The following is a 25378-nucleotide window of genomic DNA, read 5'->3' as shown; positions in this document are numbered from 1 at the left end:
ATAACAGAATCCATACAAAAACGGTATGCCGCCCCCCGGTCAGAGGTTAGGCATACCGTTTCTTGTTGCACCCGCAGCTTCCATTATAGCGGCAGGACCTGCGCATGCGCGCTGTCCCGTCCTTTCAGTGAAGAGCTGCAGGACATGCGAATCCGCTGACATAACCGGTGTACACTGATTCTCGTGCAGTAGCTACCCATGCCAAACGGACCCTCACTCTTTCAATGTACCCGTTATGGAAAAGTTAAAACGCTCTGGCGCAAGGTTTAGAAATTCATGTAGACCACCGTGTAATCGGGAAAACCCTCCATCCATTTCACAATCGTCTTCGGCAGCTTGCTGGTGCCCGGAACATTGGTATAGAACCGCACAAAGGTCTCAGGAATCTCCTCTGAATCTGAGGGTTCATCCGAATCGAGCGCAGCCGCCCAGAAATGCCCCTGCTTATCATACATGATAATGGCTTCCGTAAGGGTGAACAGCCCTCTTACGCCGCCCTCTATCACTTTTGCCCCTTTACCGTCCAGATCCTTCGGCTCATTCAGCAGCTGCATACTGTACAGAAACAGGTCATAATCTTCCCCTACCAGCTTACGGAAGGCCTTATCATCTGCGGCTGTCTTGAAGACACCGGTGTCCCGCAGCGTGTAGACGGTCTCTTGCGGGTCTCTTGTATAGTGGCCGGTATAGGTTACATTCGCCCCGGCGGAATATACCGGTGAAGGGCTGGTAACATACAAATTGCCGTTCAGCAGATAGAAAAAGACCACGGAACCGTCCTCTTCCTTGTAGACGGCCATCCGTTTGCGGACTACTGCCGATTCTTCATACAGCTGGCCGGAATGGGCTCCATCATAGGCATCCACCGAGAAGACCAGCTTATCGCTCTTCACATTGCTGAATTCAACATAAGCCCCGAAGAAGGGCGAATAAGATTCCATATACCATTCCCCGCTCCAGTCCGCTGCGGCCGGAACCTTGGCGCTGGCTGCGGCGGCAGCCGTCAATGCCTCCACCGGAAGCTGGCGGGTGCCGTCCGGGTTGCTCCACACTCCGGCGAAGCCGGTGCCGGGAATCCACCAGCCCTCGAAATGGCCGGTTTCCTTGCCCTTCGCATCGTATTCATACATATTTGCGTATTTGCCGCTGACTGTACCGGTGAGCCTGATCGTCTTCTTGTATTTATCATAATAATAGCTTCCGGTCAGCTTCCCGCCGCTCTCCACCTTAATGGACATATGAATCGGCAGATTGCCGTTGATGGCGCCGGTCAGCGGCACCAGCCCGTTCGTGGCCAGACTCTGGGCGGGTGCAGCGGCAGCGGCCACCGTCCCGGACGGTGCAGCTTTCGCCCCGGCGGGTGCAGCCTGTGCCCCCGGCGGCACCAGAATGGCAGGCAGCAGCAGCGCGGCTGCCAGCAGGGTACTGATTTTACGGATAATTCTCACTATATTCCCTCCCTTTCGCAACCCTCTATAACAGCTACGTTACACTGTATGCCATCAATTACCCTTTTACAAGCAGGTAGAAAATAGCCCCGCTATATTATTTGCACTTATAATTTCACCAATCGCAGGCTGAGGAGCGCAGAGTCTCATTCGCGCAGCAGTCATTCGGATGCTGTAGGCGCTGGAACGATAGTAACTGCATTTTGTACAATAGAATGCTGTAAAAAAGGCTTCCCAATAGAATCTATTGTATTCGGTACAATGGAATGTTGAACAAAGGCCTTTTTTCAGCCAAAACCCAACATTCCACTGTATGAAATACAATAGAATCTCATTTTGCGGTCAGATATTCCTTTTCTATTGCAGGAAATACAATCAGTTACAAATTTAAGAGTAGAGGTCGGCTCCGGGTGCGGTATCAGCCTAACATTAGCTCAACGTTCATGCTCAGCTTTAACATCCCTGAGGTTCAATATTATAGTTTTAAAGCTATTTTCAGAAGTTACATTACCAACCTTAGGGTAATTCTATATATATACCAAAATTCACGCAGGAGATGATCCGTTATGTCAGAACACAATTCGGTAAGCCGGGAGCAGAACGAATCTATAATGAAGCTCAGCTTCGAGCCGGATGGGCTGCTGCCGAACAACCAGAAGCTTCCGGTCCTGCTGTATAAAGGTGTTCTCCGGGACCACCCGGAAGACACCGAACAGATCTTCAATGCCAACGGCTGGCTGAACAGCTGGGTGAATGGCGTCTTCCCCTATCACCACTATCACAGCAACGCGCATGAGGTACTGGGCGTGATCTCCGGCAGCGCCAGCCTCCAGCTTGGCGGAGATGCCGGATACACTGCCGAAGTTGAGGCCGGTGACGTCCTTGTGCTGCCTGCCGGAACGGCACACAAAAAGCTCACGGCCACGCATGACTTCCGTATCGCCGGTGCTTATCCCGGCGGCATGGACTATAACACCCGTCAGGCCAATGCAGACGACTTCGCGGCGGCGCTCCCCGAGATCCGCGAAGTTCCGCTGCCGGAGCGTGATCCCGTCTATGGCGAAGCTGGGCCGCTACTGCGGCTGTGGAAGTAGCAGCAGTGCCTGAGACATACGCTTAAACAGCGGAGCGGGCGGAACGACCCGCGTACCAAGCGAAGCGTTCGCCTTAATCTCCTGATTTTCACCGCTCCCCTTCTGCAGTCCAGGGATTAACTTCTGCGTTTGGCCCTTGATCCGCTCATTCCGCTGGACAATACTATATAATGTTGTGTACAACTATCCACTTAGGCCGTGCGCCTGAATGAAGGGGGCCCCTCGAATGTATCGAGTAGCGGTATGTGAGGATGAAGAACAGCAGCGGGAGCTGGTGAAGAGAATTCTGGTCGGCTTATCCGTCAAGACGGATACCGAATTTGAAATCGATCTGTTCCCTTCGGGAGAGGACTTAATCTCCCACTACGAACGGGGCGAAGCCCCCTTCCATATCCTGATTCTGGATGTGGAGATGGGCGGCATGAACGGGATTCAGGCGGCGCACCGGCTCAGAAGCCGGAAGCATTTTGACGAGCAGATTATCTTCCTGACCAGCTACCCTGAATATATGGTGGAGAGCTTCGACGTGATTACCTTCCAGTATCTGATCAAGCCCGTCGCCCCGCAGCTGCTAGAGGAGAAAATTCTTAAGTTATGTGACTACTTCCAGGCGCAGGATAAGAAGTTCATCGTCATCAAGTCCGGGTATGAGGAGGTCGTCCTGCGGCATGATGATATTATCGGGATTGAGGCGGCCAAGAGCCTGACGGTCAAGAGCAAGCTGAATGTGATTACCACCACGGGAATCTATGAGACCAGAGGGATTATTGCCGAGTACGCTTCAGCACTGCGGGACAGCAATTTTCTGCATATCCACCGTTCGATTATTATCAACCTGTTGCATGTCCACAAGTTCGGGGGCGGCTGTGTGCTGATGTCAGGCGGGCAGGAGTTCCCCATCGGCCGGTCCAAAATCAAAGAAGTTAAGGACTTCTACACCAAATTCATGATCATGAAGGGCAACTCCTATGACTCATTATAATCTGACCCTCGTCATTTGTGTGATGCTGGTGATGTGCTTTCAGACCCAATTCTTCTTTGCCTCCGTATTTGACAAGTCTGCCAGGAAGCCTAACCGGATCATGTACTTCCTAATCTACGGGGTACTCTGTTTCCTCTACCTGGTCACCCCGCTGTCCCCTATATTATCTTCCGGCGTAGCCCTGCTGATGATTTTCAGTATGGCGCAAGCCTATAAGGTGGAGGTGAAGACCCAGGCGATCTTTTCCCTGCTGTACGCTGTGCTGATGACGGTGGTCAGCTTTATGTCGCTGTATATTTTCTCAATGATAGATTCGGTTGACTACACCAGTATGGACGCGGGTACGGGGATTGACCGGCCGGCCTTCATCAAGGGGCTGATCCTGAGCTGTATAATTATGTTCCCGGTGATTCAGATCATCCGGCTGATCTCTAAGCGGCGAAGTGTCTCCTTGCCCTACCGGTATTATGTGATGTTCCTGCTCGTCCCGCTCATCAGCACCTATCAGATCAATGTCCTCACCGAAGACTCCAAGAAGAATATCTATTATTTCATGGCGATTCTCGGCTTCCTGTTCCTGAATGTGATGATCGTCTATATCTTCGATACTATTACCGACAAGTTCCAGTTCATGCATGAGAATGCCCAGCTCCAGCACCAGATGAACTATCAGGACGCCAACTATGAGAAGACGGTGCACAGCTTCAAGTCGATCAAAAGAATCATCCACGACACCCACCAGCAGTTCCTCTACATTGAGGAGTGTATCCGGCGCGATGATCCGGCCGCCGCTCTTGCGCATATCAAGCTTACGCTGAATAAAGTGGAGGATGCCTACCAGCGGGTCAACACCGGCCATCTGGCGGTGGATGCGCTGGTCACGAACACACTGAATATTGGACAAGCGAACGGCATCCGCATCGATACCCGGCTCAAGCTGCTGCCCGGTGAGCTTCACATCGACCGTTATGACCTATGCGTCGTGCTGGGCAACATGCTGGACAATGCCATTGAAGCCTCCAAAAAAGTACGGCTCGCCGAGGACCGCTACATTCTGATCCAGATGCACTCCACTGAATCCGCGCTGTTCATCCGCATCCTGAATCATACTGCCCCGGAGACTACCTCTTTGCAGAGCCGGAAGCAGGACCCGGAATACCATGGCATCGGCCTGACCAATATCTCCAGAATCTGCGAGAAGTACGGCGGGAATATGACGATAGAGGCCGGGCAGCGGGAATTCAACAATATGGTGGTCCTCCCCTTCTCGCGCGAAGCTTCTATATAAAATGCGCTTAAGGGATCGTAATCCGCGTTTCAGGGTTATTCGGGCGTAGCTCTTCTCTTCTGTCTGTATGATAACTTCAGGAAGGTTATCTAAGAGACACAAGAGGAGGAATTCAAGATGAACAAGTTAACTTCAGTCGTACTGGCCGCCATGCTGGTGATTCCCGCAGCCCCGGCTTCAGCCCAGGAAAAGGAGTCGGCAGCGCAGGCCAAGGCGCAGGAGCTGGGTGAGAAGATCTTATCCGATTACGGAGTAAGCGGACTCCAGTATGCCATCCGGGACCAGGGCAAGGTTACAGTGTCGGGCGGCTTCGGTGTATCCGATAAGGCAGCCGGGACGCCCATCACCAAGGATACGATGTTCGGCATCGGCTCCATCAGCAAAATGCATGTCTCCGCTGCCACCATGATGCTGGCAGAGGATAAGATCATCGACATCGATCAGCCGCTGACTACGTATCTGCCGCAGTTCAAGATGGCCGATGAGCGCTACAAGAAGATCACGCCGCGCATGCTAATGAACCATTCTTCGGGCCTGTACGGCAGTCACTACGGGAATAGCATTCTGATGGACGATAACGATACACAGAATCATGATGACCTGCTGACAAGGCTTCAGTCCGAGCGGCTCAAATCCGATCCCGGCGCATATTCGGTATATTGTAATGACGGCTTTCAACTGCTGGAGCTGATGATTGAGCAGGTGACGGGGAGCAGCTATACAGAGTTCCTGGATAAGCACATGAGTAGCCCGCTGAAGTTAAGCTCCACCAAAACGCCGCTGGACACCTTTGACCGGCAGAAGCTTGCCAAAACCTACTTCCCAGGCCTTACACAGGCAATGCCTGCCGAGAATGCCAATATCCTTGGAGCAGGCGGCCTCTATTCCACAGCCGAAGATCTGACCACATTCGCCGAGATGCTGAACGGCAAGATCCCGGATGTTCTGTCGAAAGCCTCCGCTACAGCGATGCAGCAGCCCGAATACAAGAATGGGCTCTGGGTGCCTGAAGAGAGAAACAGCTTCAATTACGGTCTGGGCTGGGATGCCGTAGATCTGGCACCATTCGGTGATTACGGAATCAAGGCCTTATCCAAAGGCGGAGATACCATCATGTATCACGCTGACCTGATTACCCTGCCGGAATCCGATATATCCATCGCAGTGCTCTCGTCGGGGGGAAGCTCCATTTATAACACCATTTTTGCCTCCAATGTGCTGCTGGCCTACTTGAAGGACACCGGGAAGCTTCAGAAGATTCTGCCGGACGCTACCTTCACTCCTCCAGTCAAAGCGGCGATGCCTGCCGAGCTGGAAGCCTATTCTGGATTATACGGGACTGTCGGCTCAACCACTGCCATAACCATTAAGGACGGAGCGCTTAACCTGCCTGAGCTGGAGGGCGGACTCATTCCTGCGCAGAAGTATATCTATACCGGCAAGGGACAGTTCACGAGCCCGGACGGCAGTGCAGCCGTGAGCTTCGGCAAGCAGAAGAACGGCAAAACCTATCTGAAGCTGAACACCCACGTGACTATCCCCGGTATCGGTCAAATGCTGATGGTCACATATGAATATCAGAAGCTGGATGCAAATCCCTTGAATGCTTCTACGAACCAGGCCTGGGCACAGAGAGACGGGAAGCATTACTACGCTGTGGATGAGAAAATCAATTCCTTCTTCTACCTCTCCCCGTCCATCTTGACGAAGACTGTTAAGGTTGAACAGGGCTACGCCACCGGGACGCGGATTGTGGACGAGAATACCGCCGTCAATGCGGCTGAGATTCCGGTCATGAACGGCAGAGACGCCTTCGATCTGACCTTCTCCAAGCAGAACGGTGCCGAATATCTAACCATAGACGGCAATGAGTATATCAGCGGGGATGCCGTGAAGCCCATCTACGGAGGCCGGGCATCGGTCAGCACCGTTCCTGCGGACGGCCAGAGTGTATGGTTCAAGATCGACAAGAAGGCCGCCGGCAAAACTATGACCGTTACAGCTCCTCCAAGCGGCGGATACGTTGTCTATGATGCAGACGGGATGATCGTAAGCCACTCCAGAGTGAGCCAGGACCCTTCAGTGAAGTTGCCGCAAGGCGGAATGGCCGTCTTCGGCGGGCAGGCGGGCGATGTGTTCAAGATTGAACTGAGATAACGCCCAAACTTGCTTAATGGGTTACAGTTGTGTTTTAATGTTATCAAATTGAATAATACTCTTATCCAGAGTTCGGTGGAGGGCTTCGCCCGATGATACCGCTGTGACCGGCATGCTATAAGCATATCAGGCACAGCACTAGAGGCATCCCGGATGCCTTGCAAAGATGAGAGGGTGCTGACAGTTGATGAGACTGCCCCCTTTAAATAGGGGGCTTTTTGTTTGAGAAGGGAGAGAACAGCATGACAGAATGGATTACGGAATTTATACTTTTCTTTAAGGATTTGTCGTATGCGGGAATCATGATCGCCTTGTCGTTTGAATTTGTGCCTGCTGAAATCGTACTTCCGCTTGCCGGATATTGGGTGTATCTGGGGGATATGAAGCTTCTGCTGACCATTCTGGCCGGTACGGTCGGCGGTACCCTCGGTCCGCTGACATTGTATGCCCTGGGCCGGTTCGGCGGCAGACCTGCAATTCATAAGTACGGGAAGTACTTTTTCATCCGTCCGCATCATCTGGAAGCCTCTGACCGTTTTTTTGATAAATACGGCAGCGGTGTGGCCTTTTACGGGCGCTTCATCCCCGGTGTGAGAACACTCATCTCCATTCCTTGCGGGATTGCCAAAATGAATGTGTTCAAATTCAGTCTGTACACCTTCCTTGCCATGCTTCCGATCACTTCGATCTATGTCTATCTGGGCTACAAGCTGGGTTCGCAGTGGGAGCATGTGGACGAGATCGTCAAGCCTTACATTCTGCCGTTGGCCACCCTGTTCCTGTTAGGGTTCGGGCTGTACGTCCTGTCCAAGCGGTACCGCAGACGGCAGGCTTAATAATAATGCATTTTCAACTTTAGGAGGAAAATATGGAATCTGCGTTCGATTGGCTGAAATACCTGCTCTTAGGCCTGGTCCAGGGGGTTACGGAACCGATTCCCGTCTCCTCCAGCGGGCACTTAATCATTGCCCAGCGGCTGCTCGGGATGAAGCAGAATGGACTCTCTTTTGAAATCTTAACGAATACGGCTTCATTGATCGCCATCTGTTTTATTTTCCGCAAAGATATCAAGGACTTAATCACAGGGTTCTTCCGTTATCTGAAAACGCGCGATGCCAAGTACCGGTCCGAATTCATGTTCTGTATCTACATCGTTATCGGCACAATCCCTGCAGCGGTTGCTGCCGTATTCTTCAAGGATACGATCGAACGTGTCTTCACCTCTGTACATACCGTATCCATCAGCTTACTTATTACCGGGGTAGCCCTCTGGCTGATCCGCAATCTGCGCGGCCAGAAAAGAGACGGCAACCTCAAAGTGAAGGACGCCATCATCGTCGGGCTGGCTCAGGCAGTCGCCCTGATTCCCGGCATCAGCCGTTCCGGTTCAACAGTCATCGCCTCGATTGCCGTCGGGATGAAGCAGGAGACCGCACTCAAATTCTCCTTCATGCTGTACATTCCGATCAGCATCGGGGGCCTGATCCTCGGCGCGTCTGATATTGCGCATGATCCGAACCGTGCGGCGCTGGCGATGCCCTACTTGATCGCCTTCCTCACCACGCTGGTCGCCACGTACTTCGCCATGCGCTGGTTCATCGGTATTATGGCGAAGGGGAACCTGATCTACTTTTCATACTACTGCTTCGTGGTGGGTACACTGCTGCTGATTTTCTTGTAACCAGGACTTGTAAAGGGGCCCGGCTTGAAGGGAATCCACCTCCTTCTCTGGCTCCTGAACCTTCTGTTTTGCCCCTCCCCCGAGTTGTATCACTTACCATAATTGGATAAACGTATCTTAATTCTGCGATTAATGCAGGATCGACGGAAGCAAGTGGAAAAACAACAACTAAATCAGTCCATACCCGCCATTTTCGCTGAATTGGGTTAATTTAAGTGCTGTTTTTCCAACTGCTGTTTTCGTATCGCCCATTTGCTGATCAGCAAGTGCCGGAAATCCAACTATTTTCCGTCCAAGCGGGAAGCTAGCGCTTCCTCTCAACGAAAAGAGCAGCACTCCTCCTAAGATGGAAGAAGTGCTGCTCTTGTATTTGTTACACTATTACTGTCCCATCAGGATCTTCGCATACGGCGAATCGATCGGGATCATGATCACCGGCTCATTCTTCAGCGTGGTCACATAACTCTGCAACGTGCGGTAGAAGCTATAGAACTGGGGAGATTTTCCATAGGCTTGGTTATAGATTTTGGCAGCTTCCCCTTCGCCTTCGGCGATAATCTTCTTGGAGTCGGCTTCGGCCTGGGCCATCAGCTCCCGGGAAGCACGGTCCGCCTTGGAGGTAATCTTCTTGGATTCCTCGTCCCCTTCGGACAGGTAACGCGCAGCGATGGACTGGCGGTCCGAGATCATCCGGTTGTAGACGCTCTGCTTGTTCTCTTCCGGCAGGTCGGTACGCTTGATCCGTACATCAATGACTTCAATGCCATAGTTATCACGGGACAACGCGTCACTTACATCCTTGGTAATCTCATCATTAATATTGCCCCGGCCGGTATCCTCACTGATGATATTCTCATAATTGATCTCCGACAGCTTGCGTCGCACCGAGTTATAGACGGCTTCATCGATACGCTGGACCCCGCCGCTGACCGATTGAACGGTTCTCAGGAACTGTGAAGCATTGGTGATTCTCCAGACGGTATAATTATCGACCACAATCGGCTTCTGGTCCTTGGTCAGAATGCTGGTCGGCGAGCTCTCGTACGTCATCTGATACTTGGGCAGCTCCGAGACATTCTCGACAAAAGGCAGCTTGAACTTCAGCCCCGGCTCCTCCACCGCACGCATCGCTTCACCGAAACGGAGAACAACCTTATATTCCCCTTCCTTCACGATGTACATAGAGCCGGCCAGCAGAATAATCAGAACGATAGAGGATATTAATAGGATGATCGGGTTTTTTTTCACTTGGCATCTCCTCCTTGCGGTGCGGCTGAAGGGGCCGGATTTACAGCGGCAGGGGCAGAGGTGCTATCCTTGGTGCTGCGCATCAGCTCATTCAGCGGCAGATAGTTCACCGTATCACTGTTCGAGTTGGTAATGAAGATTTTGGCATTAGGCAGGATCTGCTCCAACGTCTCCAGTACCAGCCGGCTCTCGGTGACGCTCTGATTGTTGGCATATTCGGCAAAAATCGCATTGAACCGCGCCACATCCCCCTGCGCATTCAGGATACGCGACTTCTTCTCGCCTTCGGCCCTCTCCAGCAGGGCCTGCGCTTCACCGCGCGCCTTCGGAATGATATCGTTCTCATACTTCTTAGCGTTGTTGATCTTCGTATTCTTCTCTTCACGGGCGTTCGTCACCTCGCGGAAGGCTTCCTCCACCTGGCCGCTTGGCGGCTCAATATCCTGGAACTTAATATCGATGATCTGAATACCGGTGTTGTATTTCTTCTGCAGATCCACCAGCAGCACGCGTACCTTATCCTGAATGACCGTCTTTCCGTCGGTAATCGCATAGTCCAGCTTCTCGGATCCAATCACCGCACGGATCGAGGAGCTGGCTGAGTTACGCAGGAAATGCTCCGGGTTATCGATGTTATACAGGTAATCACGGATATTGCTGATCTTCCACTGGACTACAGCATCGGCAGAGACAATGTTCTCGTCGCCCGTAATCATCATAGCTTCATCATCCACAGGCACCGCTCCATCCGACTCCTGGCGGTATCCGATATGAATCCGCTGGGTCAGCTCGGCAGGAACGGTAATTACATCCTGGATGGGATAAGGCCATTTGAAATGAAGCCCGGCTGAGCTCTCACCCGTATACTTGCCGAAGGTCAGAATAGCTGCACGTTCCTGCTCCTGCACCGTATAAAATGAGGTCGCGCCGATATACAAGAGTACAGCCGCTGCGGCTACCCCCACCCCTATCCTTTTGTACATGCCCGGCTTCAATTTCGGCAGCTTGAACCCTGGGATATTATCGCCATTCTGGTTCATGAAATTCAAGATGCATCGCTCCTTTTGGCGTATTTTAGTCGTATTAAAGGTATATATACGGATACAAAACAAAAAAGTCTCAAAAATTGCGACTTTAATGAATGTAGCTGAATATTGCTGCGATTCTCGCGGGTTTGGCTGGTTGACCGCAACGGAAAATGAACTCCCAATCAGGAATATTTTAACCTTAAAAGCGGAAAATTCACAGATTCTTAACTTATCTTTACTCTACTATTGGAACTTCCTCAGGCGCTGCGTTTCTCTCGGTCAATTGCCACTATTTCACGGTTTGTACTCATTTGAAATATTGACCATTGGAATATTATAGAATAATATTACAGCTATAAAATAAAAATATAGTTCTTGGAATCTAGTCAGGTGGTGAGTACATGGTCCCGACACTAACGACCATTCGCGATGCATTAACAGGGTATCTGTCCCAGCAGAAGATGACTATTAATCAGTTTGCCGGACAATCCGGAATCAATTCAGGAACGCTCAGCCGGCTTATTCATGGTCAGCAACCCATTGCCATGAACCATCTGGAGCGGATTACGAGGGCAATGGGGCTTCCTGAGGATCACTTTTACAGCCTTTATGTGGAAGAATGCTTCGATCATTCCCCGCCAACCTGGCGGCGGTTACGGCCGTTTCTAGTACGTTCAGCCGAGCTTGGGCGTCTGGATTGCATTGAACAGGTGGTTCAGCAATTGCTGGAGAAACTGACCTACGCTCCCATGTTATTTGAGGTGGCAGAAGGGCTGTTTCAGGAGGGTCTATGGCAAGCAGCAGAATTGCTGTATAAGAACGTGAGCGACAGTGAGAAATACCAGAACTCTGAACGGCTGGCCTTGTGTCAATACCGTCTCTTCCGCATTGCCCTAGGAGACGACCAAACCCGGAATCTGCAAGCGGCTCATATCTTTGAATGTTATTTGGATAAGCTCGATGAGGCGGATCAGTTGGATGGAATTAAGCACTTAGTAAATGTGTATTATTCACTGCATAAATGGGAAAAAGCTGATAAATTAGCTCAGGATATGCTTCATCTGGCTACTCTTCGCTATAATCTTCAACGTCAATCAAACCGCAGGATGGGTGAAGAGAAAAAACCTGAAAAACCGCTATGCTTCTATATTTATTACTCTCATCTCATGCGCGCAAGTATATGTGAGGAACATAATGATTTTACATCGGCTTTGAAATTTGTCAGTCTGTATACAGATACAAGCTGGATACAAAAAGATGATAAAGAGGCAAAACGAACAATAGCTCAGTTTCAGGAATGGGGCAAGGCAAATACTTTGCTCTATCAGGTTATGTCTGGTAAGCAGGATGTCCTTTCAGAGTATATTGAACATATTTCAACCCAAAGAGATGAATTATTTGTAGCTTTATCTAATATCCTAGCTTCAGCTAACCGTTATGGCTGGAATGTAGATCACGTTCTGGAACGGTTTGCTGACTACATTCCATACCAGACATATGCTACAGAGTTTGGTGAGTACAACCAGTTGATTATATCGGATCAACACACACGGTTCCTCGTAGAGCTGGCTGCCTATTATATACGAAATAAGCGAAATGAAGAATTCAGCTTCGTACTGCAAAGTTTAGAATCTGCTTCCAAGATTAACAACGAGAGCATAGCACTCGCTTGTATCAATATGTTTGAACAATATCGGTATGAAGCCGGACAAGAAGAGCTGGAGCGATATAAACTGCTGATCAGAACAGTGAAAAATTCTAATACTAAGAATTTCTATTCGGCTTCTAGCTCTCTGTAGTCTGGGTATTGCAATTCTTATACCCGTGATACCCACAGAACCTATAGTAAATGTAAGCACTCCATTGTCAATTTCAACTATGGGACACGGTACGGGTGGAGGCTGAACCTTTCCTGCATATTCATAATTTGATACAAATTATCTTACTGCCCTTTGCTCGCATGAAAGCCCACAGACCAACAGACATTCCCGCAGAACCGGGGACGTCTGTTTTTTGCTTCGCGGCTATCCTCAAAGAAGGATAGCTATAGAAGTGGAACGAAAGAAATTAACGAAAAGCAAAAAGGGGATATTGGGAACTGTAGGAGCGGTAGCGTCCGCCTGAAAATGTTCACCTCAGTGACAACGAAGCTTCGATTACCAATTTAATTGCACATCCAAAAAAACCCGAAAAAGCGCAAACCTGCGCCTTCTCGGGGTTTTTACTATAATGCTCTTAAATACTAGACTTATTGCGGAAATAATTATGCAGGAACTCCTTGGCCCGCTCGGACTTCGGATGGTTGAACACCTCGTCCGGCGTTCCTTCCTCGACAATCTTGCCTTTGTCCAAGAAAAGCACCTTATTCGCCACTTCATAGACAAAGCTCATCTCATGCGAGACGAGAATCATGGTCTGGCCGGTAGCGGCGGTCTTCTTAATCGTCTGCAGCACCTCGCCCACCAGCTCAGGGTCAAGCGCTGAGGTCGGCTCGTCCAGGAGCAGCAGCTTCGGATTCATCGCGAGCGCACGGGCAATGCCCACCCGCTGCTGCTGGCCGCCGGACAGATGCTTCGGATAATAATGAGCACGCTCAGCAAGGCCTACCTGCTCCAGCTGCTTCTGAGCAATCTGCGCGGCCTCGCGGTCATTCATCCGCTTCACAATCTTCAGGCCTTCCTTGACATTATCCAGCGCCGTCCGGTGCTGGAACAGATTGAATTGCTGGAATACCATCGCTGTCTGCTTGCGCAGCTCCAGCCGCTGCTTGTTCGTGATCGTGCTGAAATCGACCTTGAAGCCTTCGAGATCCAGCGTGCCCCGGTCCGCCTGCTCCAGGCAGTTAAGCGAACGCAGGAAGGTGGATTTGCCCGCACCGGACGAACCGATGATGGCCACGACATCTCCCTTGTTAATCTCGACAGAGAGATCGTCCAGAATCAGATTGCCGTGAAAAGACTTGGATAAATGGCTCACCTTTATCATCAGATCTCCCTCCTTCCCCAAGAGAACCAGCCGCGGTTCATGGCTCCGGTAGCGGAGTCCGGAATGGAGAATCTTCGCTCCAGGAATCTCAGAAGCTGCTCAATCAGAATCGTCATGATCCAGTAGATAATCGCCAGCGCGAGATACACCTCGAAGAAGCGGAAGTTGCTGCCGGAGATGATTTTCCCCTTGGCGGTCATTTCGATTACACCCGCAACGAAGGCCAGTGAGGTTCCCTTCAGCAGTCCGATCAGGGCATTGCCCAGCGGCGGAATCGCCACCACAAGCGCCTGCGGAACAATGACTCTTCTCAGCACCTGAAGATACGTCATCCCCAGGGATTCAGCGGCCTCGATCTGGCCCTTATTCACCGACTGCAGCGCAGCACGGATCGTCTCCGAGTTGTATGCCGCTTCATTGAACGCGAAGGTGACCAGCACGAAGATCATCGCCGGAATGGCATTGATATTATAATCCGTTCCGTACTGCTGATTAATGAATTTGAGTAACAACGGAATTCCGTTATAAGTCAGATATAGCTGCACAATGATCGGCGTTCCACGGATGAACGAGATGAAGAGTGTGACTAGCTGGCTTAGCACGGGAATTCGGCGCATACGGATAATGGCGAACAGCAGGGCAAACACAAGACCGACGATCATCGAGATGACCGTAATCTGCAGACTCACAGGAAGGACCTCTAACAGGCGAGGAATCGCTGAGAACACCGCGTTGATATCAAAAATCTCTCCCATAACGACTGACTTCCTTCCACGTTCAATTTACAGGGCGACGCTCTAACACGGTCTGACCGTCAACCGTCTGCCCTCATAGATAATTTCAGTATGATACCGTTCGTTGCTTACCTTATTCAGCCGCTCTACCAGAGAAGCCGCCGCTTCGTCCGAAGCCAGTACCGGAAGCCCGCGCTTCGTTACTGTCTCATGGGTAAGTCTGAGATCAATCGGAATCAGCTCATAGCTGAACCGCTTGTCCTCCACACTCAGATCGAACATGACCAGGAAGTTCTCCGAGAACTTGCGGTCGCTGTAGAAGCCCTGCCAATTCCCTTCGCTGTCCTTGGTTCTGTTCTTGTGCAGAGTAGATGGAGCTTCATTCTCAGCATACCCGTAGGCGGTGAACATCTCTGGAGATACAATCGACTCTCCTGCTTCGAACTCCATGAACAGACTGCCCAGGTTATAAAAAATCGGCTGCCCCTTATACAGCTCCACCCCACGGGTGAAATGAGCGCCATGCCCGAAGACACAGCTCGCCCCGGCATCCACCGCACCCCGCGCGAAGGTCTCAATGAACTCTGCCGGATAATCGGAGTACCAGTTCTCGTTCTCCCCTTCATGCGTATGGAGGCTGACAAAAACATAGTCACTGCGCTCCGCCGCATCCTGGATGCTGCGGTAGATTTCCTGCTGATCCTGCTCATGCGCTGCCGTCTTGACGCGGGACTGTTCACCCTTCTCGAAGGTTAAATAGCCCTCAAACAGCGAGCCGAATTCATAGTGGTTCTCCGACTTGCTTTTATACGTCTCAATCCTCTTGCCTTCCTCCATGCTGGAAGCGATGCCGATACGCTCACTGATCTCCTGGAGCGTGCTGAAATCCTGATCGTTCACGACATACGTACGCGACCAGCGCAGCGGGTTGACCCCCGGACGGGCCGGAACGCCGTTCCCCGGATTCGAGGCAGCGAACACTTCGCTTCTCGTCACATCGATGGTGATGATCGCAATCCGCCCGTCTGGCGTATCCACAAACACCGGCTTACGCGCTTCATGCAGGCTCATGCCCACTCCAAGCGGGGTCAGACCGCGGGCTTCCGCCTCTTCGATCGTATCCACAAGACCCTGGGTCCCATAATCCCCCGTATGATTATTCGCAAAGCTCACATAACGGATATTGAGCTTCCCGAATTCGTCCAGCGCCTTGGGGCGCACACTGGTCTGGTAGCCGCGGCCTGCCGCCGGAGCGGTATTGAGGCGCGGAGTCACGAACTCTGCATTGGTAAAAGCTTCATCGGCCCCTTGCAAGAGAGCCAGCAGCTCCGGGTCCATCGTCTTATCTAAATTGCTGCTGGAGAATAATGCATCTCCCGAGACTAGAAATTTCATATGCTCACCTTCCTCCGGTTACTCCATCAGCTCTTTTTTAGGCAAATAATCGCCGCCAAGCTGCTCTTGGCTAATCTTCAGCAGGGTGCCGTCTGCATACATTTCCTTGATTCTCTTGTTGACGGTATCCAGCAGGGTGCTGTCCGCAGACTTCGAGAGCAGGATATAAGATCCTGGATCGCTATTCTCTGTAGAGAACGCAACCACCTTCAGGTTGGTGAAACCGTGCTCCTTGATGGCCTTCTCGGCAGAGACACGGGAAATGATGCGCACATCGTACTTGCCGGCTTCAATACCTTCGAACTGCTTCACGAAATTCTCGTCGGTGTAGATAATCTCTGCTTTGGCATCCGGGTTCGCTTCATTATAATTCTCCAGCAGGGTGGCACCGGAGTTGCCTACTTCGGTTACGGCTTTATAGCCCTTCAGGTCTTCTACCGCCTTAAGGGTGTTATCGTCCTTGCGGACTACGAATACATTGGCATTCTCAATAATCGGGAGAGAGAAATTGTATTTGCCGCGTCTCTCGGGGTTCGAGCTGAAATTGTTCGCCCCCAGCTGGAAGCGTCCATTATCCAGGCCGGTCAGAATCCCTTCGAATTCAATCGCCTGCACCTCTAGCTTATATTCCGGAAGGTCCTTGAAGATCGCCTTCATTACTTCCACATCGTAACCTGTCAGCTGGCCGTCCTTCTCGTAGCTAAAAGGATTACTTACCCCGCTCGTTGCAGCAATGATGGTCTTCGTACCGGCTCCCGCGCCGTTTGTCTCTGCGGAACCTGCGTTATTCTTATTTCCATTACCGCAGCCTGCAATAACCAATCCGAGCAACATTATCAGAATACCTGGCACAAATTTCTTCTTCATTATAACTTCCCCCTCGTCTAGTAAAAGCTCTCTCTTGTTGTCCTATGATGTCCAACTTATCATAGTCTTTTAGTCTGGAATTATTATGTCACGGGGTATACAGTGTGTCAAGGTAAACGGGCAAAGGATTTGACGAATGCTGGCGAATAAAGTCGATTGGGAGCTGGAGTGTGCTTGGTTGATCTGCCTAATATATGTATCCCCCAGGTAACCTGGGAGTATTCCAAATTAATGTATACCTGTCTACTTATGCTCGATGAGATCAGGTGTATTAGTGCTCTTCATTTACGCCTTTGACCCCGATTTGTGAAAATCAAGTGCACTAATGCTCTTCATTTGCTCGTTTGGCCGACTTTTGTGAAATTCAGATGCACTAATGCTCTTCATTTGCTATCCGGCCACATTCTGCACCACCAAAGGGATTTATCCCTCTCATTTCGACCATTTGGCCTTTTACAGCGCCACCAAAGGGATTTATCCCTCTCATTTCATCCATTCAGCCTCTTTCGCCGCCACCAAAGGGATTTATCCCTCTCATCCGCCATCTTCCCACTTCCAGCAGCCCGAAGCCCGCTCTTCTCACTATCCCCTGACTCCTAAGAAGACCGAACCACTCTCTTCCGGCGCGCCGGAACCTTGACACCCTGCTCCAGCAGCTTGCCCCAGTTGCCGGGATTGGTCAGGTCGGGGATACGCTGCTCCAGAATGGCCTGATACTGAAGGGCCTTCTCTTCCAGATGGGCAACGCGCTGCTTGGCCTCTTCCAACTGAATGAGCGCCGCTTCCCTGTATTCCATCATCATAGCGAAGCGCTGGGGGATGGTCGAATCCCCTTCGAGGCAGAGATCGACATAGGTTTTGATGCTTTCAATGGGGAGACCTGTCTGCTTGAGGCATTTGATCCCGTACAGCCAGTTCACCGATTCATCGTCGAATACCCGGATGTTGTTCTTATCACGCTGAATGCTCGGCACCAGACCTTTATCCGTATAGAAGCGTACCGCATGCTCAGTGAGTCCGGTTATAGCGGCAGCTTCTTTGACCGTATACATAATATCCCTCCCGGAAAAAAAATAATAAGCCCTGCTTGACTTCGTGTTACACGAAGGCGATAGGCTTATTGTATAGCAAATTGGCAGCCGGCGAAATCCCCGCTGAGGTGCCTGCTGTTCGGGATTACTTTTCCGGGATAGCTATCCGTTTGCCATAACTATAAATATACCATAGGAGGACAAGATCATGCAGACTGTAACTTTGAACAATGGAGTGAAAATGCCGATTCTCGGCTTCGGTGTCTATCAGGTTCCAGATAGCGAAGAATGTGAGAAGGTAGTGTACGAAGCACTGATGGCAGGCTATCGACTGATCGACACCGCTGCCGGATATCTGAATGAAGAGGCGGTGGGCCGCGCCATCAAGCGCAGTGGTATACCGCGCGAAGAGCTGTTCATCACCACCAAGCTGTGGATTCAGGATGCCGGATACGAGAGTGCCCAGCTTGCATTCGCCAAGTCCCTGAAGAAGCTGGGGCTGGACTACCTGGATCTGTACCTCATTCACCAGCCGTTCGGGGACTATTACGGAGCTTGGCGGGCGATGGAAGAGCTGCACCATGAAGGGAAAATCAGAGCGATCGGGGTCAGCAACTTCCTCCCGGACCGGCTGATGGACCTCATCGTCCATAATAAGGTTGTGCCTGCGGTCAATCAGGTGGAGACGCATCCGTTCCATCAGCAGACGGATAATGCTGCTTTTATGAAGGAACAAGGAGTGCAGATTGAATCATGGGGACCATTCGCTGAAGGACGAAACAACTTGTTCAGCAATGAAGTGTTATCCGGGATTGCCGCTAAGCATAACAAATCTGTCGCACAGGTTGTGCTGCGCTGGCTGATCCAGCGTGATATCGTGGCGATTCCGAAGTCTGTGCGCAAAGAGCGGATTGTGGAGAACTTCGATATTTTTGATTTTGCGCTGAGTGCAGAGGATATGGCGCAGATTACCGCGCTCGATACAGGCGAGAGCCTGTTCTTCTCCCACCGGGACCCGGAAATCGCAAAGCGGCTGGGTAACTGGAAGGTTGAACTGTAAAAGCTCCATCATACCTCAGCAGCACAAGGCCCATGCTTAATCGCATGGGCCTCTGTCTATGGCATACCTGCCTAATACATTTCATAGATCAGCTCAGGGTCCAGCTCCCCCTCAGAATCAAACGCTGCATAGATACATAACCGGCCCGCCGGTGTGTCCCCGGCATCATAGCCGATACGGAAGGAACCGTCATCAGCGAAGTTAAGCTCGGCCAGCTCCAGCTCATTCACATCTTCATCCGGATGGGCCCCGGCAATCTGTAGCAATACGCGGTCAAGCAGCTTGTCCAGTTCAGCCCATACTTTTTGAATCTGGGAGGTCAAATGCTCCGCATCCGTCTTGGTCTTAACCTCCGCGGTCACGGGAAGCTCATGGCCCGAATAGGAAAAAGCTGCGCTATAGCATGTGAAGGTATTATCATACCGCAAGGTTCCGACACCCTCCACCTCATGATCGGGCTGGATGATAAGATTGTTGGCATAATCCAACTCCGTAAGCTGCGGATTATGGCTCGTATCCAGTACCGTCAGCTTGTTCTCCGAGCAATAGAGCTTGGTCAACTGCTTATTGTGGCTGAGGTCCAGACCCGTAAGATGATTATTGAAGCAACGCAGACCTGTAAGTCCTGGATGCTTGCTGGTATCCAGGCGGGTCAGATGATTATGATTGCAGCGGATTTCAAGAAGCTCCGTACACTCTGCGATATTCAGAGTAATGATATAATTGCTGCTGCAATCGAGCTGCTCCAGTGCTGTATTGTGCCCGAGGTTCAGTTCATGCAGCGAGTTATAGGAGCATTGGAGTACCATGAGTCCAGGATTATTGCTTAAGTCCAATCTCGATATCATATTCTCCTGACACTCCAGCTTCTCCAGCCTGGTGTTCCGGCTGAGGTCCAGGGTACGGAAAAGATTCAGGCTGCAATCCAGCTCTTGCAATAACTGATGAGGCGACATGTTCAGCTCGATCAGCAGGTTACTGCGGCAGTTCAGCTTAACCAGTTCCCGGTTCTGCCTAAGATCAAGTAAGGTTAACCCGTTATAGGAACAATCCAGCTTCTGAAGGGCCGTAAAATGCTCAATTCCTTGCAGACTTGAGATTCCAAGGCCACTCAGGTTTAATGCGGTTACTGTGTCTATGTCACTCTTAAGTATCGATTCACGTTCACCGCAGAAGTTCTCCTGTACAAACTCCCGGAAACGTTCATCTGCGAAATCATGAGTAATCTCAAATTGCATGGTTCTCCTCCTCCCGGATCGTTGGAATTATTCTACCATACCTTGGAGAGTTGATCACTCTGGATGAAGTCGCCTCCATCATTAGGCGTTTGATATTCTGTTATAATGAAGGAAATCTAAAGATGCTGGCAGATGCCGGGATGATTATGGGACACTGCCGAACCGAAAACGGAGGAATTACCGGATGAACACGGAGCGTTCTCAGACATGGATGACATATGATGATCCGCTGGCGAAGTCTGTGGTACAGGCGATTCGTACCGGCGATGTACCGGGATTGACAGAATTACTGGCTGGAAACCCGGGGCTGGCTACAGCCCGGATTGTTGGGACTGAAGAGGGACGGGCAAGTAACGAAGGGACTGGCGGCGGGGAGACTGGCGATGCCGGGAATACAGAGACTGTCGGTGTGGGCGTTAGTAACACTGGGGCTAGTAGCGAAGGCACTGGTAATCCTGATGATGGCGGGGGCGTTAGTTACACCGAGACTGGCAGCAGGGACACTGGCAATGCTAACAGTGGCGGCGACGCTGGGGCAAGCGCAAACGGTAAGAACACAGGCGGCGGCACTGAAAGCGAAGAATCTGGAGCAAAAAGCGTGAACCCTGGCAGCACTGATCGCGGGATGTCGCGCACGCTGCTGCACATCGCCACGGACTGGCCGGGGCATTATCCCAATAATGCAGCGGTCGTTGGCGTGCTGATTGAGGCAGGCGCGGAGGTGAATGCGCAGTTCAGCGGGGGCACCGCGAGACGCCGCTGCACTGGGCAGCAAGCAGCGATGACACCGAGGTGCTGGACCTGCTGCTCGATGCCGGTGCCGACATCGAGGCCCCAGGTGCGGTCATCGCCGGCGGCACCCCGCTGGACGATGCTGTGGCCTTCGCGCAGTGGCGGGCGGCGCAGCGGCTGGTGGAGCGCGGTGCGCAGCCTGCACTATGGCACGCGGCGGCGCTTGGTCTGCTTGATGCGCTGGAGGCCCACTTCGCCGGACATCCGCTCCCGCGCCGCTATCCTTGGGGCGCAAGCTCTGCTTCAGCAGCACCGGACGAGGTAAACGTCGCATTCTGGTGCGCCTGCCACGGCGGACAGCGCACCGCCGCCGAATATCTGCTCGGCCGGGGAGCCGAGCTAAGCTGGCCCTCCCCATGGGACGGCCTCACTCCCCTGGACGCCGCGAGACGCTGCCAAGCCACAGAACTGGCCGCATGGCTGGAGGGCCTGGGCGCTAAGTCCGCACATATGTAAGCTGTGCCGGTGGATTCAAGTGTATTAATGCACCTCATTCGCTCATCTAGCCGACTATTACGAAATTCAAGTGTACTTATGCACCTCATCTCCGCTCTACGCCCGCTTCCCGCAACATTCCGAAGCGCCAGAAATGAAACAGGACCGGCCCAAGGCCGGTCCTGTCATTCATTATCCAGAAGGCTGCCCCTCGGGACAGCTTCCAACCCATTAATACGTTACTTCCCCCCGTCCCCAGCCTGCTGCGACAGCTTGGATACGATCTGGTCGATCGGCTTGGTGAACAGGGCGTACAGAATGGCGGCGTTCTCCTTTTTGCTCAGCGCTTCTCTGGACTTATAGTCCACAGCGCCCTTGGCATCCGGCTTGAAGTCCGGTCCGTACAGGCCCAGGGCGACAGCCATCTTCACGGCCGGAACGGCCCATTTGTCTGTAGTGCCGGACAGCTTCACCTTCTCGAACAGCTTATCCGGGTATTGCTTATTATATGCTCTCCATATCAAGACCGCAGCCTCCTGGCGGGAGATCACCCGGTCCGGCTGGAATTCTCCGCTGGCCGTTCCTTCAATCATGCCCAGCTCAACAGCCTGCTGAATGAAAGCGGCATCGGGATGGCCCTGCAGATCCGGGAAGGCCAGCTTCTCAGTCGAACTTCCCTTGAGTCCGCTGCTCTCCATCATCAGCCGCACATACTGGGCGCGCGTAATGCCCGCCTCAGGCTGGAAGCTCAGCGTAGCATCATTCGGCAGATAACCCAGCGACTGGAGCATCTGAACCGGAGCGGCATAAGGATGGCTCGCCGGAACATCGGCATAACCGACGCCGTCCGGCCCCTTTTGCCCGTAGCTGAACGGATTGAGGTAAGGCTCCTTGAGATAAGCGCTGCCTCCGTCATCCTTAATGGTGAAGCCCGTAAATTTGCCGGTCAGCTCATCCGTGAACAAATTATCGTCTACCTGAATCAGCTTGCGGGAACCCAGAAAACCATCGTTAATCATTAGCGCACCATTCTGCACAGAGACTGTAGACACCAGACTCTTCATACGGAGATCCGCATAGTAGCCAGTGAAGGCCTTCAGCGCTTCAGTGCTCTTCGGCTTGTAGGCATCCAGCTTCACCGGTGCGGCATATTGCGGGAAGAAGCTCTGAATAAAAGCCGGATAAAACAGCTCCCGCAGTGTACTCTGCTGATTATAGGCAATGAATACCCCGGTGTTCTGCTCGGGGATCAGGAACATATAAGTGCTGAAGCCAATTAAATCGCCAGCCTTGGTGATAATCTTGGAACTGCTGCCGGCTCCCGGAAGCTGTAAAGGCGCTTCAAAGCCGTAGGTGGTATTCGGTAGCATAGGATGAATGGAAGAACGGTATTCCTCCATCGATTGTACGGTGTCAGCCTTAAGAATGCGGTTATTGTCAACCGCTCCTCCGTTCAGAAATGCCGTCATGAACTTGGCAACATCATCGCCAGTAGACAGCATGCCGCCTTGAGGCATCACGGTTGGCGTCACATTGTACAGATCGACCTCTTTGCCCGTGGCATCATAAGCAGTAGCAAGATTGTCCTTCAGCTTACCTTCCAGCAGGAAGCCGCTTGAATCCATCTTCAGCGGGGCGAAGACATGCTGCTGCATGTAATCCTCATACGGCATGCCGCTGGCCTTCTCTACCACCAGACCAAGCAGCATCGAAGCGAAGTTGTCATACATGTAAGAAGTGCCCGGCTCACGCACCACCGGCGGCATATGCTTCACCACATAATCCTCAATCGACACCTTGGTGGTGAAATCCTGGTTGATATCCTCCGGCAGCGGGTCCTGAATACGGAAGCCGGTGGTGTGAGTCAGCAGATCCGCAACCGTTACCGGAACTCCGAAGGGATTGTCGAAGGCCATCTTGCCGGTATAGGTTTGAAAATCCGCCTTCAAATCGAGCTTGCCCTGCTCCACGAGCTGCATGGCAGCAGTGGCGGTGAAGGTTTTGGAGACAGAGGCCATACGGAAGACGGTCTTGTCAGGGTCTACCTTGGTTTTGGCAGCCTTATCTGCGTATCCGAAGCCTTCCTTCACTACGGCCTTGCCGTCCTTAACGACTACAACAACGGCACCGGCAAGCTGTGCCTGCACATCCTTCGAGCCGAAGAACGGCTTAAGGAAGGCATCCACATTCTCAGTAGTCAGCGGCTTGCCCGTTACAGCGGCAGCGGCCGGAGCGGCCGAAGAAGCAGGGGGAACAGCGGCGGCATGGACAGCCGGGGCCGTCAGTGTCAGAACCAGTGCAGCCGATAACACAGTCCTCGTCCACAAGGCAGAGCGGGAACGTAACCATGACACATTCATTTAATTCACTCCATTTCCATAGAATTATAGGCATAATAGTTAATACGCCTAATCCTGGAAATTGGTTCACTTAATTCCCCAGCACCTCTTCCATCTTCTTCAGCTTTCTGTAAATCACCGACCGGTCTACGTTCAGGCGCTTGGCCGCCTCGGTCCCGTTCCCGGCACAATCCTGCAGCACTTTTTTGATATAATGGCCCTCCGCTACGGCAGTGAAATCCTTCAGGGTGGAGAGCTGGTGCTTATTCTTCTCGATGAAATGGTCAAGGGAGAACCAGTCGCCGATCTGCTCTTCCTCCTGCGGGCTCTGGCCCACATGCTCGGTCACCACCAGCCTCTCGATGTAATTCCTTAGTTCTCTCACGTTTCCATGCCAGGGCTCGTTCAGCATCTTATCGAACTCTTCGGCACTGAGCACATATTTCTTGCCGTACATCTCATTGAAGCCGGCGATGAAGCTGGAGATTAACCCTACCAGATCCAGCTTGCGGTTGCGCAGCGGCGGGATATGAATCGGGATGACGTTAATCCGGTAATACAGATCCTCGCGGAACAGCCCCTTCTTCACCAGACTCCACAAATCGCGGTTCGTCGCGGAGATCACCCGGCAATTGACCGGAATATTTGTAAGACCGCCCACCCGCCGCACTTCATTGTTCTCCAGCACCCGCAGCAGCTTGGCCTGCATCTCCATCGGCAGATCAGCAATCTCATCGAGGAACAGTACGCCGCCGCTCGCAATTTCAATCATACCGGCCTTAACCTCCGTCTGCCCCTCGAGCACGCCCTTCTCATACCCGAACAATTCGTATTCAAAAAGAGCCGGAGCAATCGCAGCGCAGTTAATCGGAATGAATGGCCCCTTCCACTTCTCGCTCTTCAGATGGATGTACTTGGCAATCACTTCTTTGCCCGTCCCGGACTCGCCGTAGATCAGCACCTTGCTGTCGTAAGACGCAATCTGGTTACAGACCTTGATAATCTGCTTCATCGCCAGACTCTCGGCCACGATGCCCTTCTTCTTCTCCGCCGCCATACCGCCTAACTGCTTATGGATCTGCTGGGCGACAGGCACATTTGCTTCATAATAGTTCTGCTCCTGGCTGAATTCGTTGGAGGTGGTAACGACCAGCTGTACCTCCCCGTCCTTGTCCAGAATGGGAATCGCCGACGAGAAGACATGGAAGCCTCTGGAGGTATTGACGGTCCGGGATACCTTCTGCTTGGTCGCGATAGCCTCCATCGTGATGGAATGGCTGTAATAGCCCGCCTTCACCAGATCCTGGACATTCGCCTTAAGCAGTTCTTCCAGATGGATACCGATGGTTAGCGCGGTGAATTCATTCGAGATGAGGATATTCCCGTTCTGATCGGTCACAAATAATGTAGACGGATATTCTTCCACGAACTCGTCGATGGAGGGTTTATTGGTATTTTTGTTTTTTTTGGTCACATTCATCAGTCCTATACCATAATATGGACGCTTACATTCCGGCTAGACAAAAAGCCAAACCGCATCATTATATAAATGATACCATTTGGCTAATGGTTAGCA

At 51.9% G+C, this 25378-nt stretch carries 21 protein-coding genes; 9 read left to right on the top strand and 12 right to left on the bottom strand.

Annotated features, from left to right (window positions below):
- Nucleotides 1-266 precede the first annotated feature (266 nt).
- Complete coding sequence (locus tag NSU18_RS29160; protein WP_341017754.1) at nucleotides 267-1448, bottom strand: hypothetical protein; 1182 nt, start codon at nucleotides 1446-1448, stop codon at nucleotides 267-269.
- Nucleotides 1449-2014: 566 nt separating this feature from the next.
- Here NSU18_RS29160 and NSU18_RS29155 point away from each other — a divergent pair.
- On the top strand, nucleotides 2015-2542 hold the full coding sequence (locus tag NSU18_RS29155; protein WP_341150708.1) for a cupin domain-containing protein: 528 nt from the start codon (nucleotides 2015-2017) through the stop codon (nucleotides 2540-2542).
- On the opposite strand, the gene NSU18_RS29150 is transcribed toward NSU18_RS29155, so the two are convergent.
- The gene (locus NSU18_RS29150) at nucleotides 2522-2725 is read right to left on the bottom strand and encodes a hypothetical protein (protein ID WP_341017751.1); all 204 of its coding nucleotides are present in this window, start codon (nucleotides 2723-2725) and stop codon (nucleotides 2522-2524) included. The two genes, NSU18_RS29155 and NSU18_RS29150, sit on opposite strands and share 21 nt — an antisense overlap.
- A gap of 43 nt (nucleotides 2726-2768) precedes the next feature.
- Between NSU18_RS29150 and NSU18_RS29145 the strand changes: the two genes are divergently transcribed.
- The 5 genes from NSU18_RS29145 to NSU18_RS29125 all read left to right on the top strand — a co-directional run bounded on the left by NSU18_RS29145 (nucleotide 2769) and on the right by NSU18_RS29125 (nucleotide 8650).
- Entirely contained in the window at nucleotides 2769-3524 is a 756-nt protein-coding gene (locus NSU18_RS29145) for a LytR/AlgR family response regulator transcription factor (RefSeq protein WP_341150707.1), read from the top strand.
- A complete protein-coding gene (locus NSU18_RS29140; RefSeq protein ID WP_341150706.1) occupies nucleotides 3511-4812 on the top strand; it encodes an ATP-binding protein in 1302 nt (433 codons plus the stop codon). The genes NSU18_RS29145 and NSU18_RS29140 overlap by 14 nt, the downstream gene beginning before the upstream one ends.
- A 117-nt stretch (nucleotides 4813-4929) precedes the next feature.
- Nucleotides 4930-6969, top strand: coding sequence for a serine hydrolase domain-containing protein (locus NSU18_RS29135; RefSeq protein ID WP_341150705.1), 2040 nt, complete (start codon nucleotides 4930-4932; stop codon nucleotides 6967-6969).
- A 242-nt stretch (nucleotides 6970-7211) separates the two neighbouring features.
- Nucleotides 7212-7805 (top strand): DedA family protein, encoded by a 594-nt coding sequence (locus NSU18_RS29130; protein ID WP_341017745.1) that lies wholly within the window; start codon nucleotides 7212-7214, stop codon nucleotides 7803-7805.
- Nucleotides 7806-7837: 32 nt separating this feature from the next.
- Nucleotides 7838-8650: an undecaprenyl-diphosphate phosphatase gene (locus tag NSU18_RS29125; protein WP_341017743.1), complete on the top strand. Its 813-nt coding sequence runs from the start codon at nucleotides 7838-7840 to the stop codon at nucleotides 8648-8650.
- A gap of 381 nt (nucleotides 8651-9031) precedes the next feature.
- Here the strand turns inward: NSU18_RS29125 and hflC are convergent, their stop codons facing one another.
- Both hflC and hflK read right to left on the bottom strand, forming a co-directional pair.
- Nucleotides 9032-9898 (bottom strand): protease modulator HflC, encoded by an 867-nt coding sequence (hflC, locus tag NSU18_RS29120; protein WP_341150704.1) that lies wholly within the window; start codon nucleotides 9896-9898, stop codon nucleotides 9032-9034.
- Entirely contained in the window at nucleotides 9895-10938 is a 1044-nt protein-coding gene (hflK, locus tag NSU18_RS29115) for an FtsH protease activity modulator HflK (protein WP_341018639.1), read from the bottom strand. The genes hflC and hflK overlap by 4 nt, the downstream gene beginning before the upstream one ends.
- A 389-nt stretch (nucleotides 10939-11327) precedes the next feature.
- Here hflK and NSU18_RS29110 point away from each other — a divergent pair, with 389 nt between their 5' ends.
- A complete protein-coding gene (locus NSU18_RS29110; RefSeq protein WP_341150703.1) occupies nucleotides 11328-12725 on the top strand; it encodes a helix-turn-helix domain-containing protein in 1398 nt (465 codons plus the stop codon).
- A 436-nt stretch (nucleotides 12726-13161) separates the two neighbouring features.
- Here NSU18_RS29110 and NSU18_RS29105 read toward each other — a convergent pair whose 3' ends face one another.
- The 5 genes from NSU18_RS29105 to NSU18_RS29085 all read right to left on the bottom strand — a co-directional run bounded on the left by NSU18_RS29105 (nucleotide 13162) and on the right by NSU18_RS29085 (nucleotide 17959).
- Complete coding sequence (locus tag NSU18_RS29105; protein WP_341150702.1) at nucleotides 13162-13911, bottom strand: amino acid ABC transporter ATP-binding protein; 750 nt, start codon at nucleotides 13909-13911, stop codon at nucleotides 13162-13164.
- Nucleotides 13911-14666 (bottom strand): amino acid ABC transporter permease, encoded by a 756-nt coding sequence (locus tag NSU18_RS29100; RefSeq protein WP_341150701.1) that lies wholly within the window; start codon nucleotides 14664-14666, stop codon nucleotides 13911-13913. Before NSU18_RS29100 ends, NSU18_RS29105 begins: the two co-directional genes overlap by 1 nt.
- Nucleotides 14667-14708: 42 nt before the next feature.
- Nucleotides 14709-16040, bottom strand: a complete 1332-nt coding sequence (locus NSU18_RS29095; protein WP_341150700.1) for a CapA family protein — start codon at nucleotides 16038-16040, stop codon at nucleotides 14709-14711.
- A gap of 18 nt (nucleotides 16041-16058) precedes the next feature.
- Nucleotides 16059-16907: a transporter substrate-binding domain-containing protein gene (locus tag NSU18_RS29090; protein ID WP_341017736.1), complete on the bottom strand. Its 849-nt coding sequence runs from the start codon at nucleotides 16905-16907 to the stop codon at nucleotides 16059-16061.
- A 596-nt stretch (nucleotides 16908-17503) separates the two neighbouring features.
- Nucleotides 17504-17959, bottom strand: a complete 456-nt coding sequence (locus NSU18_RS29085; RefSeq protein ID WP_341150699.1) for a MerR family transcriptional regulator — start codon at nucleotides 17957-17959, stop codon at nucleotides 17504-17506.
- A 187-nt stretch (nucleotides 17960-18146) separates the two neighbouring features.
- On the opposite strand from NSU18_RS29085, the gene NSU18_RS29080 reads away from it, so the two are divergent.
- On the top strand, nucleotides 18147-18998 hold the full coding sequence (locus NSU18_RS29080) for an aldo/keto reductase (RefSeq protein WP_341017733.1): 852 nt from the start codon (nucleotides 18147-18149) through the stop codon (nucleotides 18996-18998).
- Nucleotides 18999-19069: 71 nt separating this feature from the next.
- On the opposite strand, the gene NSU18_RS29075 is transcribed toward NSU18_RS29080, so the two are convergent.
- A complete protein-coding gene (locus tag NSU18_RS29075; protein WP_341150698.1) occupies nucleotides 19070-20236 on the bottom strand; it encodes a leucine-rich repeat domain-containing protein in 1167 nt (388 codons plus the stop codon).
- Nucleotides 20237-20995: 759 nt separating this feature from the next.
- Here NSU18_RS29075 and NSU18_RS29070 point away from each other — a divergent pair.
- Nucleotides 20996-21484: an ankyrin repeat domain-containing protein gene (locus tag NSU18_RS29070; protein ID WP_341151115.1), complete on the top strand. Its 489-nt coding sequence runs from the start codon at nucleotides 20996-20998 to the stop codon at nucleotides 21482-21484.
- Nucleotides 21485-21702: 218 nt separating this feature from the next.
- Here the strand turns inward: NSU18_RS29070 and NSU18_RS29065 are convergent, their stop codons facing one another.
- Nucleotides 21703-23823 (bottom strand): serine hydrolase, encoded by a 2121-nt coding sequence (locus NSU18_RS29065; protein WP_341150697.1) that lies wholly within the window; start codon nucleotides 23821-23823, stop codon nucleotides 21703-21705.
- Nucleotides 23824-23893: 70 nt separating this feature from the next.
- The gene (locus NSU18_RS29060) at nucleotides 23894-25282 is read right to left on the bottom strand and encodes a sigma-54 interaction domain-containing protein (RefSeq protein ID WP_341150696.1); all 1389 of its coding nucleotides are present in this window, start codon (nucleotides 25280-25282) and stop codon (nucleotides 23894-23896) included.
- Nucleotides 25283-25378 lie beyond the last annotated feature (96 nt).

Source organism: Paenibacillus sp. FSL H8-0048 (assembly GCF_038002825.1).
Lineage (GTDB): Bacteria > Bacillota > Bacilli > Paenibacillales > Paenibacillaceae > Paenibacillus_AQ.
Note: the sequence above shows the minus strand (reverse complement) of the source record. Positions and strands in the feature narration are given on the sequence as shown.